Origin of the sequence: Streptomyces sp. NPDC048248 (assembly GCF_043201875.1) — a bacterium.
Taxonomy (GTDB): Bacteria; Actinomycetota; Actinomycetes; order Streptomycetales; family Streptomycetaceae; genus Streptomyces.
Genome location: NZ_JBICZL010000005.1, coordinates 374,580 through 389,722 on the forward strand (window position 1 = coordinate 374,580; position 15,143 = coordinate 389,722).

Here is a 15,143-nt window from a genome sequence, read left to right on the forward strand (position 1 = left end):
CCGTCACCCGTGCTCCGAGCGCTCCGGCCGTCCGCCTTCCCGGTGGGCGGCCGTCGCCATGAGCGCGCGGACGGCGGGCGGCCCGGCGGCGGCGAGCGCCACGGTCAGCAGGGCGGCGCCCAGGAGCAGCCAGACCGCGGTGCGCAGCGAGCCGGTGAGGGCGTCCGCGAAGGCTTCGGCCGCCGGCCGGGAGACCACAGCGGGGAGCGCGTCCACGGCGCGGGTGCGTACCAGCACGAGTGCCGCTGCCAGCGACGCGGTCGCCGCGGCGCACCCGAGCCCGGTGCAGATGAGGGCGCGCCGCCTGCGCCGCGCGAGCAGCAGCCCGGCCAGCAGGCACAGGGCCGCGGCCGGCGGCATCAGCAGCGCGGCGACGCGTACGGCCTGGTAGGCGGTGCGCGCCCGTGGCACGTCAGGGGATTGCAGCAGCACGATCTCGGTGCCCATGCGGGGGACGCGGCGGGCGACGTCGATGCCCAGGCCGTTGGTGGCCACCTGGTGTTTGACGCGTTCGATGATGGGTGTCAGGTCGAGGGTCACCGGAGCGTTGCCCGAGGCGGTCAAGGTGCCGTCCAGGGCCTGGTGGGCGTTGCGGTGCACGCCGCTCCACACGGTGGGGAAGGCGCGGCCGGTGACGACCTGGCGTACCTGCTTGTCGACGAACTCACGGATGCCGCGGGTGAACCGCTGGCGCAGCGCGGGCCGCTCCGCCCGTGGAATGGCCTTCAGCAGTCCGTCGAGCCGGATGTGCGCCATCACGCCGTCGGTGACGTCGTCGACGATGGCGTCCTGGACCGCGGGGTTCGCGGCGAGCGGCGCGACGGCGGACACATAGCGGTCGGTGTCGGTGAGTTCGGAGCGCGCCCACACGGCGGTCAGGCTCAGCGGCAGCATCAGCGCCGCGATCAGCAGGAGGACGCCGCCGCCGAGCGCGCGGCCGGGCCGCCGGGGAGGCTGCGGTACGTGCTCCGCCTCCGCCACCCGGCCGCCTGCGCGTGCGGGGGCGCTCGCTGACATTGCTCCCGGCCCTTCCTGAACGGCGAACCTGTCGCCCTCCCAGGCAAATCCGAAAGGGCGCCGGCCGCGAGCGGGGCCGGTGCCAACGGGTGACCGTGCGGCCGACCGGGTGGCGCGCCGCCGGCCGGCCGCTGGAGGCGACCGGGCCGCGGCTCAGAGGCGGGCCGCCACGCGCCTGCCGCGCCCACCGTCCCGGCCGCGTCCGCTGTCCCCTCGCCCACCGTCCCCGCCGCGCCTGCTGTCCCCTCGCCCTTCCCGATGCCGGCGCACCGCACGGAGTACGCCCGAGGCGAGCAGGGCGCAGACCACCAGGGCGAGGGTCCACCAGACCCACCCGTCGTCCCCGTCCTCCTCCCGTGTCGCCGGGAGGTCGTCCGCGTCGCCCGAGCAGGCGCTCGGAGCGCCGGAGCCGCCCAGATAGACGCAGACGGTGGTGTTGGCGCGCAGGGTGCCGGGGGCCGCCGTGGCGGCGGGTGCGGGCCGCTCGCCGAGGACCGCCGTTGCGGTGAACTCCCGTACGGCGTGCGCGGGCAGGTCGGAGCGCCAGACGGCCCGCTGTTCCCCCGAGCCACGCCGTACGACCGTGCCGCCCTCGGCCGAGACCGAGGCGGCGGTGGCCGGCATCCGCTGTTCGGTACGTGTCGCGGACAGGTCGGTGTCGCCCAGGTTGCGCACGGTGATGCGGTAGCCGAGCCGGTCCCCGGGCTCGGCGCGGTCGATGCCGTCGGTCACCGTCACCGAGACGGGCCCGCCGGGCGGTGCCTGGCGGGCGGGAGCGGCGAAGGACGGTCCGGGGAGCGTGGCGGCGCAGAGCAGTGCGCAGACGGCAGCGGTTCTCATGCCGTCATCCGAGCACCGCCGCCCGCCGTACCCGCGGCTTCCGCCCTGCCCGTGGGCCGGGTTCACCCGAGCGAGGGGACGGTGGCGGTGGGAACGGCCAATATGGCGCGGCGGTACGGGACGGGTTGTGCGGGTGGGCGCGGCCGGTCGGGCGCGGGGCGCGTCCTACTCGCGGTACCCGCCGGGCCGGTGGACCGGGCCGTGGGTGTCCTCGCAATGGTCGGCCGGCGGCTGCTCCGGCCCGGGCCCGGTGCTCAGGGTCAGGACCTCGTCGGCGGACGCCTGCTCACCGACGTGGTCGACCTGGAGGGTGGCGTGGGTGATGCCGTACTCCAGGTCGAGGACTTCCTGCAGGGTGCGGCGGACCTTGTGGCAGTCGCCGCCCGGCTCCACCAGCACGTGCGCGGACAGCGCCGGCTGGCCCGAGGTGATCTGCCAGATGTGCAGATCGTGCACCTCGACGACCTGGTCGGTGGAGGCGAGGTGGTCGCCCAGCGCGTCCGGGTCGACGCCGGCCGGCGCTGCCTCCATGAAGATCCGCCCGGACTCGCGGACCAGGCCCGTACCGGCCTTCAGCATCAGGGCGACGACCACGAGCGTGGCGATCGCGTCGGCCCGCTCGAAGCCGGTGGTCAGCACGATCAGGCCGGCGACCGCGGTGGCGACGAAGCCGAACAGGTCGGTGAGGATGTGCTGGTAGGCGCCCTCGATGTTCAGGCTGGAGCGGTTTGCCCTGGAGAGGAACCAGGTGCAGACGAGGTTGACCACGACGCCGGAGAGCGCGGTGACCAGGACCAGTCCGCCGGTGACCTCGGGCGGCGAGATCAGCCGCTGGACCGCCTCGTACGCCAGCCAGACCGACAGCAGCAGCAGGGTGATGCCGTTGGCCTGCGCGGAGAGGATCTCGGCGCGCTTGAGGCCGTAGGTGTAGCCGCCGCGCGCGGGCCGGGCGGCCAGCCGCATCGCGACCAGGGCCAGTGCGATGGAGACGGCGTCGGTGAGCATGTGGGCGGCGTCCGAGATCAGCGCCAGCGACTGGGCCACGAAACCGATGACGACCTCGACCGCCATATAGGCGGTGATCAGGATCAGGGCGGCGCGCAGCCAGCGCCGGTCGGCGTCCGGGGAGACGGCGTGCGCGTGGCTGTGCCCGTGGGCCGTGGCCCCGTGGTGCCCGTGGTCGTGCCCGGTCATGGCGCGCTCCTTCCTGGGTCGTCCTGCGAAGCAAACCGCACTTCCGCGGGAGATCCAAAGGCTGCACCGGTGACCGTTGTCATTACCGTCAAACGGCCTATCGTCGCTGGTCAGAGCGGTAGGGGCGGGGAACTGCGGAGGGGCGGAAACGGAGGGCCGTGGTCCGGCGGCCGGTGTGTCCCCGCGGCCGCCGTCATGCGCGGCCGGGGCGCGGCGGCGAGATGCCGGCCGCGTCCCCCGGGACCACCGGCCGCGTCCCCCGGGACCACCGGCCGCGTTCACCGGGCCCGCAGGACCCCCGCGGCGCAGGCGGCGAGCACGCAGAGTGCCACCGGCAGCAGGAACGTGATGTTGAGCGGGACGGCATGGGTCAGCGGCCCGATGACGGCGGGCCCGGCGAGCATGCCGAGATAGCCCAGACCTGCCACCCGGGACACATGCGCACCGGAGGCTTCCGGATCGACATGGCCCGCTGCGCTGAAGAACTGCGGGACGCAGCCGGACAGACCGATGCCGAAGAGCGTCCAGCCCGCGAGGGCGAGGGGCACCCACGGGGTCAGGGCGGCGGCCGTGAGACCGACGGCGGCCAGGGCCGTGCCGTAGCGGACCAGGCGCACCGGACCGAACCGGAGGACCACGCGGTCGGTGGCGAACCTGCCGATGGTCATCGCCGTGGCGAACGCACCGTAGGCCAGGGCGGCCGTCGGGGCGGAGGCGCCCAGGACGTCCCGCAGATGCAGCACGCTCCAGTCGTTGGCGACGCCCTCACACAGCATCAGGGCCAGGGCCAGCAGGGCGAGCAGCCAGACCCGGGAGGGCGTGCGGCGGGTGCGGGCGGGCGCGCCTTCCGTGGCGGGCGCGGCGGTCTCCCCCGCGGCGTCCCGGCCTTCGGTGTCCGGCCGCAGCAGTCCGGCGGTGGCGAGCAGGGTGACGGCCACGCCGAAGGCCGCGACGCAGCCCAGGGTCAGGGGCGCGCTCCAGCCCCAGCCGAGGGCGCGGGCGCCGGCCAGCGCCGCGAGCACGCCGCCGACGGAGAAGACCGCGTGGAACGCGGACATGACGGGCCGTCCGTACCCACGCTCCACCTGGACGGCATGGGTGTTCATCCCGACATCCAGGCAGCCGTTGCCGAAGCCCAGCACCAGCAGCGCCGCCGCCAGGGTCCAGGGACCCTCCGCGAGTCCCGGCAGCACGAGCGCGGCGCTGCACAGCACGCCGCCCGCCGGGACGACGCGGTGGCTGCCGTAGCGGTCGGTAAGCGGCCCGCAGAGCTGCATCCCCGCGAAGGCGCCCGCGCCGAGGAAGAGCAGCAGCCAGCCCAGCACCGCGTGGCCGACGCCGGCGCGCTGCTCGACGGCGGGGATGTGCACGATCCACATGCCCATGACGAGGCCGTTGAGGGCGAAGAATCCGAAGGTGGCGAGCCGGGCCGTCCGCAGTCGGCGGCCCGGCGGGCCGGGTGGGGAGGGCGTCGCGGTGGCCGCGGTCGGACGGGTCGTCGGATCGCTGATCGGATCACTGGGAGCAGTCACCGAAAGAAGGCTAGCGAACAGAATCTCTGTTCGCTAGCTTGACTTACGAACATGATCGGTGTGCGATGTGGTGATGTCGAGTACAGGCCGGCTCACCCTGATCACCCAGGCCCTGCGCGAGTCCGAGCGGCTGAGCGTCGCGGAACTGGCCGCGCTCACCGGCGCCTCGGAGATGACCGTCCGGCGCGATCTGGAGCAACTGGCGGAACAGGGCGTGCTGGAGCGCTTCCGGGGCGGTGCCAGGAGCCTGGTGCTGCGCGGCGAGGAGCCGCCGTTCGGCCTGCGCGCACGCGAAGGCACGGCGGTCAAGGAACGGATCGCCGCCGAGGTGGCCGCCCTGATCGCGGACCGTGAGTCCGTCGTCCTCGACAGCGGTACGACCTGCCTGGAGGTCGCCAGAGCGCTGCGGGAGCGGCCCCTCACGGTCATGCCGCTCTCCCTGCACGCGGCCAACGCCCTCGTCGGCGCGCCCTCGCTCAAGCTGCTGCTGCCGGGCGGCGAGCCCCGCCCCGGCGAACTGGCGGTGACCGGCCCGCTGGCCGAGGCATCGCTCGCCGCGCTGCGCTTCGACACGGCCGTCATCGGCTGCTGCGGCCTGACACCCGGCGACGGCGTGACCGCGTACGACCTGGCGGACGCCGCGATCAAGCGCGCGGCGATCGCCTCAGCCCGCCGGGTCATCGCGGTCGCCGACGCCACCAAGCTGTCGCGCACGGCGCTGGCCTTCGTCGCAGCGGCGAGCGCCCTCGACGTCCTGGTCACCGACACGGACGCGCCGGACGAAGCCGTCGACGCCCTGGTCGCGGCGGGTGTGGCGGTGCGGCGCGTGTGACCCGGGTGCCGGTCGCCGCACCGGTCCCCAGGCCGGTGACCGGTGCCGGTGCGACGTCGCGGCGCCCGCCCGCCGGGGCCGTGCGCCAACCTCCCCCGCCACCTCGTGTGCTCCCCCCGCAACGGCACGCACCGACCGGTCAGTAAAGTTCGGCACCCGGTCCCCTTCCCCTCCCGACCTCTGAGGTACTCGGCAGTGAGCCCCGCACCACCCCTCTGCGTCGTCGGCATCGGGGCCGACGGCTGGGACGGCCTGCCCGCCGCCTCCCAGCAGGCCCTGCTCCGCGCCGAGGTGCTCATCGGCGGCCCGCGCCAGCTCGCCCTGCTGCCCGGCGACTGCGCGGGCGAACGGTTGCCGTGGCCCTCGCCGCTGCGCCCCGCCGTCCCCGGGCTCCTCGCCGCGCACACCGGCCGCCGGATCTGCGTCCTCGCCAGCGGTGACCCGATGTTCCACGGCATCGGCCGGACGCTCACCGAGACCCTGGGCGCCGAGGCCGCCGGGCGGCTGCGGGTGCTGCCGCACCCGTCCTCCGTCTCCCACGCCTGTGCCCGGCTCGGCTGGCCGGTGGAGGACACCGAGGTCGTCACGCTCGTCGGCCGCCCCGCCGAGAACCTGATCGCCCCCCTGCACGACGGCCGCCGCCTGCTGGTGCTGTCCGCGGGCGCCGACACCCCCGGCGAGGTCGCGGCCCTGCTGCGCGCCCACGGCTTCGGCCCCACCCGGATGCGGGTGCTCGAACAGCTCGGCGGCGACCGCGAGCGGCTGACCGAGGGCACCGCCGCCGACTGGGCGCACCCGCCCGCCGACCCGCTGAACGTCATCGCCCTGGACTGCGCCCGGGAGCCCGGTGCGCTGAGGCTGTCGGCCGCCCCAGGCCTGCCGGACAGCGCCTACGAGCACGACGGTCAGCTCACCAAGCGCCATGTCCGCGCCGCCACCCTCGCCGCCCTGGCGCCCGCCCCCGGCGAACTGCTGTGGGACATCGGCGGCGGCTCCGGCTCCATCGCGATCGAATGGCTGCGCACCCACCGTGCGTGCCGTGCGGTCACCGTCGAGCGCGACCCGGTACGCGCCGCACGGATCGGCCGCAACGCCCGCTCCCTCGGCGTACCGGCGCTGCGCGTCGTGCACGGTCCCGCGCCCGCGGCTTTGGACGGCCTGCCCACGCCGGACGCGGTGTTCATCGGCGGCGGCCTGACCGCGCCCGGCCTGCTGGCCGCGTGCTGGGAGGCGCTGCCGCCCGGCGGCCGGCTGGTCGCCAACACGGTGACGCTGGAGTCCGAGGCGCTGCTCGCCGACTGGTACCGCCGGCACGGCGGCGACCTGGTCCGGCTCGCGGTGGCGCACGCCGTGCCGGTCGGCGGTTTCACCGGCTGGCGGCAGGCGATGCCGGTCACCCAGTGGGCGGCGGTCAAACCGGCCGGCCCGGCGCCGCAGCCCGAGTCCCCCTCCCTCCCTCAGGAGAACCACGAGCGATGACCGTCCACTTCATCGGCGCGGGCCCCGGCGCCGCCGACCTGATCACCGTGCGCGGCGCCAGGACCCTGGCCGCCTGCGGCGTCTGCCTGTACGCCGGCAGCCTGGTGCCGCGCGAGCTGCTCGCCGAGTGCCCGCCGGACGCCCGGCTGATCGACACCGCCCAGCTGGACCTCGACACCATCACTGCCGAGATGGTCCGCGCGCACGAAGAGGGCCACGACATCGCCCGGCTGCACTCCGGCGACCCGTCCGTCTTCAGCGCGGTGGCCGAGCAGATGCGCCGCCTGGACGCGGCCGGGGTGCCCTACGACGTGGTGCCCGGCGTCCCCGCGTTCGCCGCCGCGGCCGCCGCTCTCAAGCGCGAGCTGACGGTGCCCACGGTCGGCCAGACGGTGATCCTCACCCGCGTCGCGCAGCGCGCGACCCCCATGCCCGAGGGCGAGGACCTCGCCACGCTCGGCCGCAGCGGCGCCCTCCTCGTGCTGCACCTCGCCGCCATGTACGTCGACCGGGTCGTCGACGAACTCCTTCCGCACTACGGCGCGGACTGCCCGGCCGCCGTCGTCGCGATGGCCTCCCGCCCGGACGAACTGGTCCTGCGCGGCACCCTGTCCGACATCGCCGCCCAGGTGAAGGCGGCCGGGGTCGTCCGCACCGCCGTCATCATGGTCGGCCGCACCCTCGGCGCCGAACAGTTCCGCGACAGCCACCTCTACTCCACGGACCGCGAACGCCCGCACGGGCCGTGCGACGCGCCGTCGGGGGGCGCTTCCTAGGGGGCCTCCTGGGCCGGTGCGCCCTGGAGCCGCGGGCCCCGCGGCTCCGCCCGGCCCACCACCAGCCCGGCCCGGTCGATGCAGATGACGTCGACGGCGACCGGGGCGCCGCGCAGCACCGTCAGCGACTCGTCGCGGGCCGTCGCCGCTACCAGGTCGCCGAGCGGGACGCCCGCCGCCGCGCACAGCTGGAGCGCGGCGAGGCCGGTGTTCGCCTCGGCCACGGCGGTGGCCAGGGCCTCGTCCGCGCCGCCGCGGCGGGCGAGGTCGGCGAGGAAGCCCTTGTCCACCTGGGACCGTGCGGAGTGCAGATCGAGGTGCCCGGCCGCCAGCTTCGAGAGCTTGGCGAAGCCGCCGCAGATCGTCAGGCGGTCGACGGGATGCCGGCGGATGTACTTGAGCACCGCGCCGGCGAAGTCCCCCATGTCCAGCAGTGCGTCGTCGGGGAGCTTGTGCACGGCGACGGCGACCTTCTCCGACGTCGAGCCGGTGCAGCCGGCGACATGGCGCCGTCCCGCCGCCCGCGCCACGTCCACCCCGCGCCGGATGGAGTCGATCCAGGCGGAGCAGGAGTACGGGACCACGATGCCGGTGGTCCCCAGGATCGACAGCCCGCCGAGAATGCCGAGCCGCGGATTCCACGTACTGCGGGCGATCTCCTCGCCGTGATCGACGGAGACCGTCACCTCGACGTCCGCCGTGGTGCCGTGGCGGGCGGCGACCGCCGCCAGATGCTCGCGGATCATCTGCCGCGGTACGGGGTTGATCGCGGGCTCCCCCACGTCCAGCGGCAGTCCGGGCCGGGTGACGGTCCCGACCCCGGGCCCGGCCTTGAAGACGACGCCGGAACCGGCCGGCAACCTGCGCACCGTCGCCCGGATCAGCGCCCCGTGCGTCACGTCCGGATCGTCGCCCGCGTCTTTCACCACTCCCGCCATCGCGCCGGTGCGGTCGGGCGCCAACTCCTCCACCGCGAGCGCGAACGCCGGGGTCTGTCCCTTCGGCAGGGTGATCGTCACCGGGTCGGGGAAGTCCCCGGTCAGCAGTGCGGTGTAGGCGGCCGTGCTCGCCGCCGTCGCACAGGCACCGGTCGTCCAGCCGTGCCGCAGCCCGGTGTGTGCGAGCTGGGCGCTACGGCCTCCCGTACCCTGCGGTTGCGCTTCAGCCATGGAAGGACCCGCCACTCGTGAACGACGCCGCCACGCGCCCGCAGGGCCGCCGCCATGTGCTGATCCTCGGCGGTACGACCGAGGCCCGTCGCCTGGCCGCCGACCTGACCGCGACACCGGCCGCGCCGCGGGTCACGACCTCCCTCGCGGGCCGGGTCGCCGCGCCCAGGCTGCCGGCGGGGGACGTGCGCATCGGAGGGTTCGGAGGCCCCGAGGGCCTCGCCCGCTGGCTGCGCGAGCACGCGGTGGACGCGCTCATCGACGCCACCCATCCTTTCGCCGGCACGATCAGTCACAACGCGGCACAGGCCGCCGCCACCGCCCATGTTCCCCTGCTGGCCCTCCGCCGGCCCGGCTGGGTCCCGGTCCCGGGCGACACCTGGCACCGGGTCGGCTCCCTGGACGAGGCCGCCGCGGCCCTCCCCGCCCTGGGCCACCGTGTCTTCCTCACCACCGGCCGCATGGGCCTCGCCCACTTCGCCCACCTGACGGACCTCTGGTTCCTCATGCGCTCCGTGGACGCCCCCGAGCCCCCGTACCCGCCCCGCATGGAAACCCTCCTCGCCCGCGGCCCCTTCACCCTGGAGGACGAACGCGAGCTGCTGCGCCGGCACCGCATCGACGTGGTGGTGACCAAGGACAGCGGCGGCGCCGCCACCGCCCCCAAACTCACCGCTGCCCGCGAGGCGGGCATCCCGGTCGTCATCGTGGAACGCCCACCGGTGCCGGAGGGGGTGCCGGTGGCGCCGACACCGGAGGAAGCGGCGCAATGGGTGGCCGAACTGTAGGCGTCGGCTCTCACGCGTCGAAGGCGTACTCCAGGACGTACGAGGCGGAGTCCAGCGTCATCTCGTTGAACTCCACCGCGCGGCCGTCCTCGGTGAGCGCCGTGCGGCAGATCAGGATCACGGGGGTGCCCATCGGCAGGGCCAGCCGGTCCGCTTCCTCGGCGGACGGCATCCGGCAGCGGACCTCCTCGCGGAAGCGGACGGGCTCGTGGCCGAGTTCGGCCAGACGCGCGTACGTGCCTCCGGCGCCGGTGTCCCGCGCGGTGATCGCGGATCCGGCGACCACGTCGGCGGGCAGGTAGGAGGTCGAGAGGAGGACCGGCTTGCCTTCGAGCACGTAGCGGCGGCTGCGGACGCAGACGGGTGCCCGCGGCGACAGCGCCAGCGCTTCGGCGACGCGGTCGTCGGCCGGGCTTTCGGTGACCTCGACCCGGTCCACGTCGAGGGGCCGGTCCTCGATGTCGGCTGACCAGACGGACCTGCCGGTTCCCCATCGGTCGCGGGCCAGCCGTGGAAGTCCGCGTCGGCGCAGGGGCTTGAAGGACCGAACGTAGACCCCGGCGCCCTTGCGTGCCTCTGCCAAGCCCTCGTTCTGCAGGACGCCAAGGGCCTGACGCACGGTCATGCGGGCCACTTCGTAGGTGGCCATGAGGTCGTTCTCGCCCGGAAGCCGGTCGCCCGGGCCGTATGTGCCCGCCCGGATGGCGGCCTTCAACTCCTCGGCAATCCGCTGGTACTTGGGCTGCCGGACGTTGCCCTGAGCCATGGAGCGATCACTTCCTTCCTCTCCGGACACCCTAGAGGCAGCTCGCCGGGGTTCGTATGAACGTGCCCATCGTGACATCTCTAGAGATGCATTGACGGTGGGGGTGGCGTCGGCTTCCATGGGGATATCCCGAACATCTCTAGAGATGTTCGGGATCGTGTGTCGTCGACGAGGAGGACATTCATGGAAAGGGATCGGGGTGCGCTCGCGATGGGCGCCCAACTGGCGGAGGACCTGCACCTCGCACTGCTCGCGCGGGGCTTCTTCGTCCGGATGCAGGCGGCGCCGCCGCTGCACGGCCGCGCATATGTGAGCGTCGAGCCGTTACGTCACGAGGTGGCCCGGCGGCTGATCGACGTGCTGGGGCCGCCGGCGCCCGAGCGCCGGGACGGCGACCCGTGGACATCGGCAGAGGACGCCCTGACCGAGCTGCGCAGAGCCCTCTTCGCCGCGCGTCTGACCCTGCCGTCCCTCGGGCTGGACGGCCCCTGCATGGACAGGGAAAAGGTGCTGGTCACGCTCGGAAACGCGCGGCCGGATGTGGTCCACCGGCTGGCGGACGTCGTCCTGAAGGGGGCTCAGGTGACCGAAGCGGACGCGCGAAGCCGAGGGGAGACCTGCTGACCGGCCTACGGAGGCCAGGGGGCAGTCACTCGCACCGCCCCCTGGCGCTTCACGCCTCCGGATACCGCCGCGGTGTCCAGACGGCCTCCGTGCCGTCATCGCGTCGGACCGCCTGGGTCTGGGACGAGCCGATCAGCAGGATGGTGCGCATGTCGACCTGGGCGGGGTCGAGGTCGCAGAGGCGGACGGTGCGGACGGACTCCTCGGGGCCGCCGACGTCGCGGCCGAGGACGACCGGGGTGTCGGGGGCGCGGTGCTCCAGCAGGAGTTCGCGCATCTTGCCGACCTGCCAGGTCCGGCTGCGGGAGCCGGGGTTGTAGAGGGCCAGCACCAGGTCGGCGGCGACCGCCGCGCGCAGGCGCTCGGCGATCACCTCCCAGGGCTTGAGGCGGTCGGAGAGGGAGATGACCGCGTAGTCGTGGCCGAGCGGGGCGCCCGCCCGGGCCGCGGCGGCGTTGGCGGCGGTGACGCCGGGCAGGACGCGTACGGGAACGGACCGGTAGGGGTCCTGCGAGGCCACTTCGAGGACGGCGGTGGCCATCGCGAAGATGCCGGGGTCGCCGCCGGAGACCACGGCCACCCGTCGGCCGCGCCGGGCCAGGTCAAGGGCGAGTTCGGCGCGCTCGGACTCGACCTTGTTGTCGGAGCCGTGCCGGCGTTGGCCGGGACGGACCGGCACCCGGTCGAGATAGGTGGTGTAGCCGACGAGGTCCTCGGCAGCGGCCAGGGCGCCGCGCGACTCCGGGGTCAGCCACAGCGGCCCCGCCGGTCCGGTGCCGACGACCACGACCTCGCCCGGGGCGGGATCAGCCGCGTCCACCGCCTCCGGAGCCGGGTTGGCGATCCGGCTCGGGACGACGGCGACGGCGAAGTACGGGACCGAGCCCGCGTCGATGGCCGCGAGGCGGTCGGTACGCTCACCGGCCATCGTGGCCCGCTCGACGTACTGCGCCTCCGGCATCCGGCCCGAACGCTCCATGGCCCGGCGGACGGCCGGGAAGGTGCGGCCCAGCTTCATCACGACCGCGGCGTCGGTGGACGCCAGACGGGCGGTCAGCTCCTCTTCCGGCAGGGTGCCGGGAAGGATCGTCAGCACCTCGTCGGCCTCGGCCAGCGGCTTGCCCAGGCGGGCCGCGGCGGCGCTCATGGAGGTGACACCGGGGATGACCTCGGTGGGGTAGCGGTGTGCGAGCCGCTTGTGCATGTGCTGGTAGGAGCCGTAGAAGAGCGGGTCGCCCTCGGAGATGACCGCGACCGTGCGCCCCGCGTCGAGGTGGACCGCGAGCCGGGCCGCCGCCTCCTCGTAGAACTCGTCCAGCGCGCCCCGGTAGCCGCCGGGGTGGTCGGTCGACTCGGTGGTGACCGGGTAGACCAGCGCTTCCTCGATGTGGTCGGCACGCAGGTGCTCAGCGGCGATGGAGCGCGCGATGGAGCGTCCGTGCCGGGCGCTGTGGTACGCGATCACGTCGGCCTCGGCGATCACCTTCACGGCCCGTACGGTCATCAGCGACGGATCGCCGGGGCCGAGCCCGACGCCGTACAGACGGCCCCGGGACTGCGGCTCGCTCGGGCCGCCGTTGGCCTGCTGCTCGCTCACGCTCATTCTTCCTCGCTCGCCATGGCGTTGATCGCGGCGGCGGCCATGGCGCTGCCGCCACGCCGCCCGCGCACCACGATGTGATCCAGCTTCGACGGGTGGGCGATCAGCGCGTCCTTGGACTCGGCCGCGCCGATGAAGCCGACGGGTATGCCGATGACGGCGGCCGGGCGGGGCGCGCCCTCCTCGATCATCTCCAGCAGCCGGAACAGCGCGGTGGGCGCGTTGCCGACGGCCACCACGGCACCGTCCATCCGGTCCCGCCACAGCTCCATCGCGGCGGCGCTGCGGGTGGTGCCCATGCGGGCGGCGAGTTCCGGCACCGACGGGTCGGCGAGCGTGCACAGCACGTCGTTGCCGGCCGGCAGCCGCTTGCGGGTGACGCCGCTTGCGACCATGTTGGCGTCGCACAGGATCGGGGCGCCGGCGCGCAGCGCGGCGCGGCCGTTCGCCACCACCTCGGGGGTGAAGGCCAGGTCGCGTACGAGGTCGACCATGCCGCAGGCGTGGATCATCCGGACCGCGACCTGGCTGACGTCGGCGGGCAGGCCCGCGAGGTCCGCCTCGGCGCGAATGGTGGCAAAGGACTGGCGGTAGATCGCCGCCCCGTCCTTCTCGTAGTCGAACACTGTGCCCTCGGGGTGGTGGGTCATCTGATGGGTCGTGCGGTCGGCCGTGCTGTGAACTGTGCGGGGAGCCGCGGGGTCGGGTGGTGCGATGGGTCGTGCGGTCATGGAGCTGCCGGCGGGGTCGCGGTGGCGCGGGAGACGGCCGCGGCGACGTCCCGGAGCCGGGCGGTCGTGCCGGCAGGCCCGTCGTCCGCCACGCTCCCGGGGACGGACCGCCGGCCCTCCGGTCCCACGACGGACACCTCGTAGCCGTCCTCGGTCGCCAGGACGTCGACCCAGGTGCCGTGCGGATGGCCGCAGCGGCGTGCGCAGCCGGACCAGTGGACGGGGAGTTCCGGCGGGCCCACCGGGGAGCCGGTGATCACGACGGCGGCGTCGGCGCGGACGTCGGAGAGCGACTTGGCGCAGCCGGGGCGGCCGGTGCAGGCGCCCGTACGGTGCCAGGGGGAGGCGGGGTCGGTGAGGAGCCCGGCGTCCGCCAGCTCGCCCAGCCGGGGTGCGGCCGTGGCGGCCGGCAGGCCGGGGACGATCACACCGCGCCACGGGGTGACCCGCAGTGCGCTCGCCCCGTCGTCGGCCGCCACCGCGGTCAGCAGCCGCCACTGGGCGACGGTCAGCCGGCCCAGCGGCGCGAGGACGGACAGGGCGCGGGGGCCGGGGGAGCCGCCCGGTCCCGCGGGTCCTTCGACGATGCCGGGGACGGGGGCCTTCGTGTGGTCGGGAGCGGGGAGCGGCTGCTCGGGCGCCGGGACGTACGCGGCCGGAATGCCCGCGGCCCGCAGCGCATCCGCCGTACCGCGCGCGGTCAGGGCGTGCGCGGCGGGAAGCTCACGGACCCGCCAGGCGCCGCTGCCGCTCGCCGCGGCGGCGATGAGGAACGCCTCGGCGGCGACGAGCGCGGCGCGCGCGACGTCCGGTCCGCAGATCCGCACGGCCGCCGGGTCGTCGCCGACGTACAGCAGGGCACTGCTCTCGGCGGTGGCCTCCGCCACACTCCCCCGGGCCTCCCCGCACGGTTCTGCGACCAACCTCACATCACCGCCGAGCGCCGTCACATCACCCCTGCCGTCGTCCAGGACGAAGAGGAAACGGCCGGAGAGCGCCGTCGCGGACGCGCTCGCGCAGAGCAGCCCGTCCAGCTGACGGGCCCACAACCGCACGTCAGGGGGGGTGCGGCGGTCCAGACCCGCGAGCGGGGAGGCCAGGATGTTGCGGACGCGTTCGTGGCGTTCGGAGGGCAGCAGGCCCGCGTCGCGCAGCAGCTCCGCGAGCTGCTGGCCGCAGTCCTCCGCGAGGCCGCGCAGTTCCACGTTGCCGCGGGAGGTGAGGGAGAGGTGGCCGTCGCCCAGGCGCTCCGCGGCGTCGCCCAGCGCCGATGCCTGCCGGACCGTCAAGTCGCCTGCGGGCAGCCGGACTCGCGCCAGGCTGCCGTCGTCGGCGGAGTGCAGCCGCAGGGCTCCCGGGCAGGCGTCACCGCGGTCCCGTAGGGGCGGTGCGGCCGCAGCGGGCCGGAGCGAGGGGGAGGGCGGCATGGCGGCGAGCATACCGACGTCGGGCAACGGCGGACCGGGGGAGGCGGACCGGGAGCGGGGCCCGCGCGGGCGGGCCCGGAGGCGCTCTCCCCCGCCCGGCACAGAGCCCTTACTATGCAGGTCGGTGGGTCGGCTGATCCGCCGGACGCCAGCGACGGCGCCAAGGGAGGAAGCCCGGTGAGAATCCGGCGCGGTCCCGCCACTGTGAACCCGTTCCACGGGTGAGCCAGGAACTCCCGCCGTCCTCCTACCGCCCGGGGCGCGGACCCCGAGGAAGGCCTGACGCCGCATGCTGCAATCTTCCGGGGGGCGGCCCCCGCGCCTCCGCGCAACCACCGGGCCGCAGGGCGTGACCCGTGAGATCTCGC

The 15,143-nt window shown here is 74.8% G+C and carries 14 protein-coding genes and 1 riboswitch; of the genes, 5 read left to right on the forward strand and 9 right to left on the reverse strand.

From position 1 onward, the window contains the following. Positions 1–3: 3 nt before the first annotated feature. The 4 genes from ACGFZW_RS13035 to ACGFZW_RS13050 form a co-directional block, all read right to left on the reverse strand. The gene (locus ACGFZW_RS13035) at positions 4–1,017 is read right to left on the reverse strand and encodes a hypothetical protein (RefSeq protein ID WP_393893140.1); all 1,014 of its coding nucleotides are present in this window, start codon (positions 1,015–1,017) and stop codon (positions 4–6) included. 153 nt (positions 1,018–1,170) lie between these two features. Continuing rightward, positions 1,171–1,857, reverse strand: a complete 687-nt coding sequence (locus ACGFZW_RS13040) for a hypothetical protein (protein WP_393893141.1) — start codon at positions 1,855–1,857, stop codon at positions 1,171–1,173. A 165-nt stretch (positions 1,858–2,022) separates the two neighbouring features. Then, positions 2,023–3,051 carry a cation diffusion facilitator family transporter gene (locus ACGFZW_RS13045; RefSeq protein WP_393893142.1) on the reverse strand — a complete coding sequence of 343 codons (1,029 nt, stop codon included), beginning with the start codon at positions 3,049–3,051 and terminating at the stop codon, positions 2,023–2,025. Between the two features lie 278 nt (positions 3,052–3,329). Beyond that, the gene (locus ACGFZW_RS13050; RefSeq protein WP_393893280.1) at positions 3,330–4,436 is read right to left on the reverse strand and encodes an MFS transporter; all 1,107 of its coding nucleotides are present in this window, start codon (positions 4,434–4,436) and stop codon (positions 3,330–3,332) included. Positions 4,437–4,656: 220 nt separating this feature from the next. Here ACGFZW_RS13050 and ACGFZW_RS13055 point away from each other — a divergent pair, with 220 nt between their 5' ends. The 3 genes from ACGFZW_RS13055 to cobM all read left to right on the forward strand — a co-directional run bounded on the left by ACGFZW_RS13055 (position 4,657) and on the right by cobM (position 7,670). Further along, positions 4,657–5,415 (forward strand): DeoR/GlpR family DNA-binding transcription regulator, encoded by a 759-nt coding sequence (locus ACGFZW_RS13055; RefSeq protein WP_393893143.1) that lies wholly within the window; start codon positions 4,657–4,659, stop codon positions 5,413–5,415. Between the two features lie 195 nt (positions 5,416–5,610). Next, positions 5,611–6,894 carry a precorrin-6y C5,15-methyltransferase (decarboxylating) subunit CbiE gene (gene cbiE, locus ACGFZW_RS13060; protein WP_393893144.1) on the forward strand — a complete coding sequence of 428 codons (1,284 nt, stop codon included), beginning with the start codon at positions 5,611–5,613 and terminating at the stop codon, positions 6,892–6,894. Continuing rightward, a complete protein-coding gene (gene cobM / locus ACGFZW_RS13065; protein ID WP_393893145.1) occupies positions 6,891–7,670 on the forward strand; it encodes a precorrin-4 C(11)-methyltransferase in 780 nt (259 codons plus the stop codon). The genes cbiE and cobM overlap by 4 nt, the downstream gene beginning before the upstream one ends. On the opposite strand, the gene ACGFZW_RS13070 is transcribed toward cobM, so the two are convergent. Then, a complete protein-coding gene (locus ACGFZW_RS13070) occupies positions 7,667–8,839 on the reverse strand; it encodes a cobalt-precorrin-5B (C(1))-methyltransferase (protein WP_393893146.1) in 1,173 nt (390 codons plus the stop codon). The two genes, cobM and ACGFZW_RS13070, sit on opposite strands and share 4 nt — an antisense overlap. A gap of 17 nt (positions 8,840–8,856) precedes the next feature. Here ACGFZW_RS13070 and ACGFZW_RS13075 point away from each other — a divergent pair, with 17 nt between their 5' ends. After that, a complete protein-coding gene (locus tag ACGFZW_RS13075; RefSeq protein ID WP_393893147.1) occupies positions 8,857–9,627 on the forward strand; it encodes a cobalt-precorrin-6A reductase in 771 nt (256 codons plus the stop codon). Between the two features lie 10 nt (positions 9,628–9,637). Here ACGFZW_RS13075 and ACGFZW_RS13080 read toward each other — a convergent pair whose 3' ends face one another. Then, entirely contained in the window at positions 9,638–10,393 is a 756-nt protein-coding gene (locus ACGFZW_RS13080; RefSeq protein WP_393893148.1) for a GntR family transcriptional regulator, read from the reverse strand. A gap of 183 nt (positions 10,394–10,576) precedes the next feature. On the opposite strand from ACGFZW_RS13080, the gene ACGFZW_RS13085 reads away from it, so the two are divergent. Further along, on the forward strand, positions 10,577–11,017 hold the full coding sequence (locus tag ACGFZW_RS13085; RefSeq protein ID WP_393893149.1) for a hypothetical protein: 441 nt from the start codon (positions 10,577–10,579) through the stop codon (positions 11,015–11,017). 49 nt (positions 11,018–11,066) lie between these two features. On the opposite strand, the gene ACGFZW_RS13090 is transcribed toward ACGFZW_RS13085, so the two are convergent. The 3 genes from ACGFZW_RS13090 to cobG all read right to left on the reverse strand — a co-directional run bounded on the left by ACGFZW_RS13090 (position 11,067) and on the right by cobG (position 14,775). Beyond that, the gene (locus ACGFZW_RS13090) at positions 11,067–12,620 is read right to left on the reverse strand and encodes a precorrin-2 C(20)-methyltransferase (RefSeq protein ID WP_393893150.1); all 1,554 of its coding nucleotides are present in this window, start codon (positions 12,618–12,620) and stop codon (positions 11,067–11,069) included. Beyond that, the gene (locus tag ACGFZW_RS13095) at positions 12,617–13,267 is read right to left on the reverse strand and encodes a precorrin-8X methylmutase (protein WP_393893151.1); all 651 of its coding nucleotides are present in this window, start codon (positions 13,265–13,267) and stop codon (positions 12,617–12,619) included. The genes ACGFZW_RS13090 and ACGFZW_RS13095 overlap by 4 nt, the downstream gene beginning before the upstream one ends. A gap of 77 nt (positions 13,268–13,344) precedes the next feature. Continuing rightward, on the reverse strand, positions 13,345–14,775 hold the full coding sequence (gene cobG / locus ACGFZW_RS13100) for a precorrin-3B synthase (protein ID WP_393893152.1): 1,431 nt from the start codon (positions 14,773–14,775) through the stop codon (positions 13,345–13,347). A 124-nt stretch (positions 14,776–14,899) separates the two neighbouring features. After that, positions 14,900–15,032: riboswitch (cobalamin riboswitch) on the forward strand. The last annotated feature ends 111 nt before the right edge of the window (positions 15,033–15,143 follow it).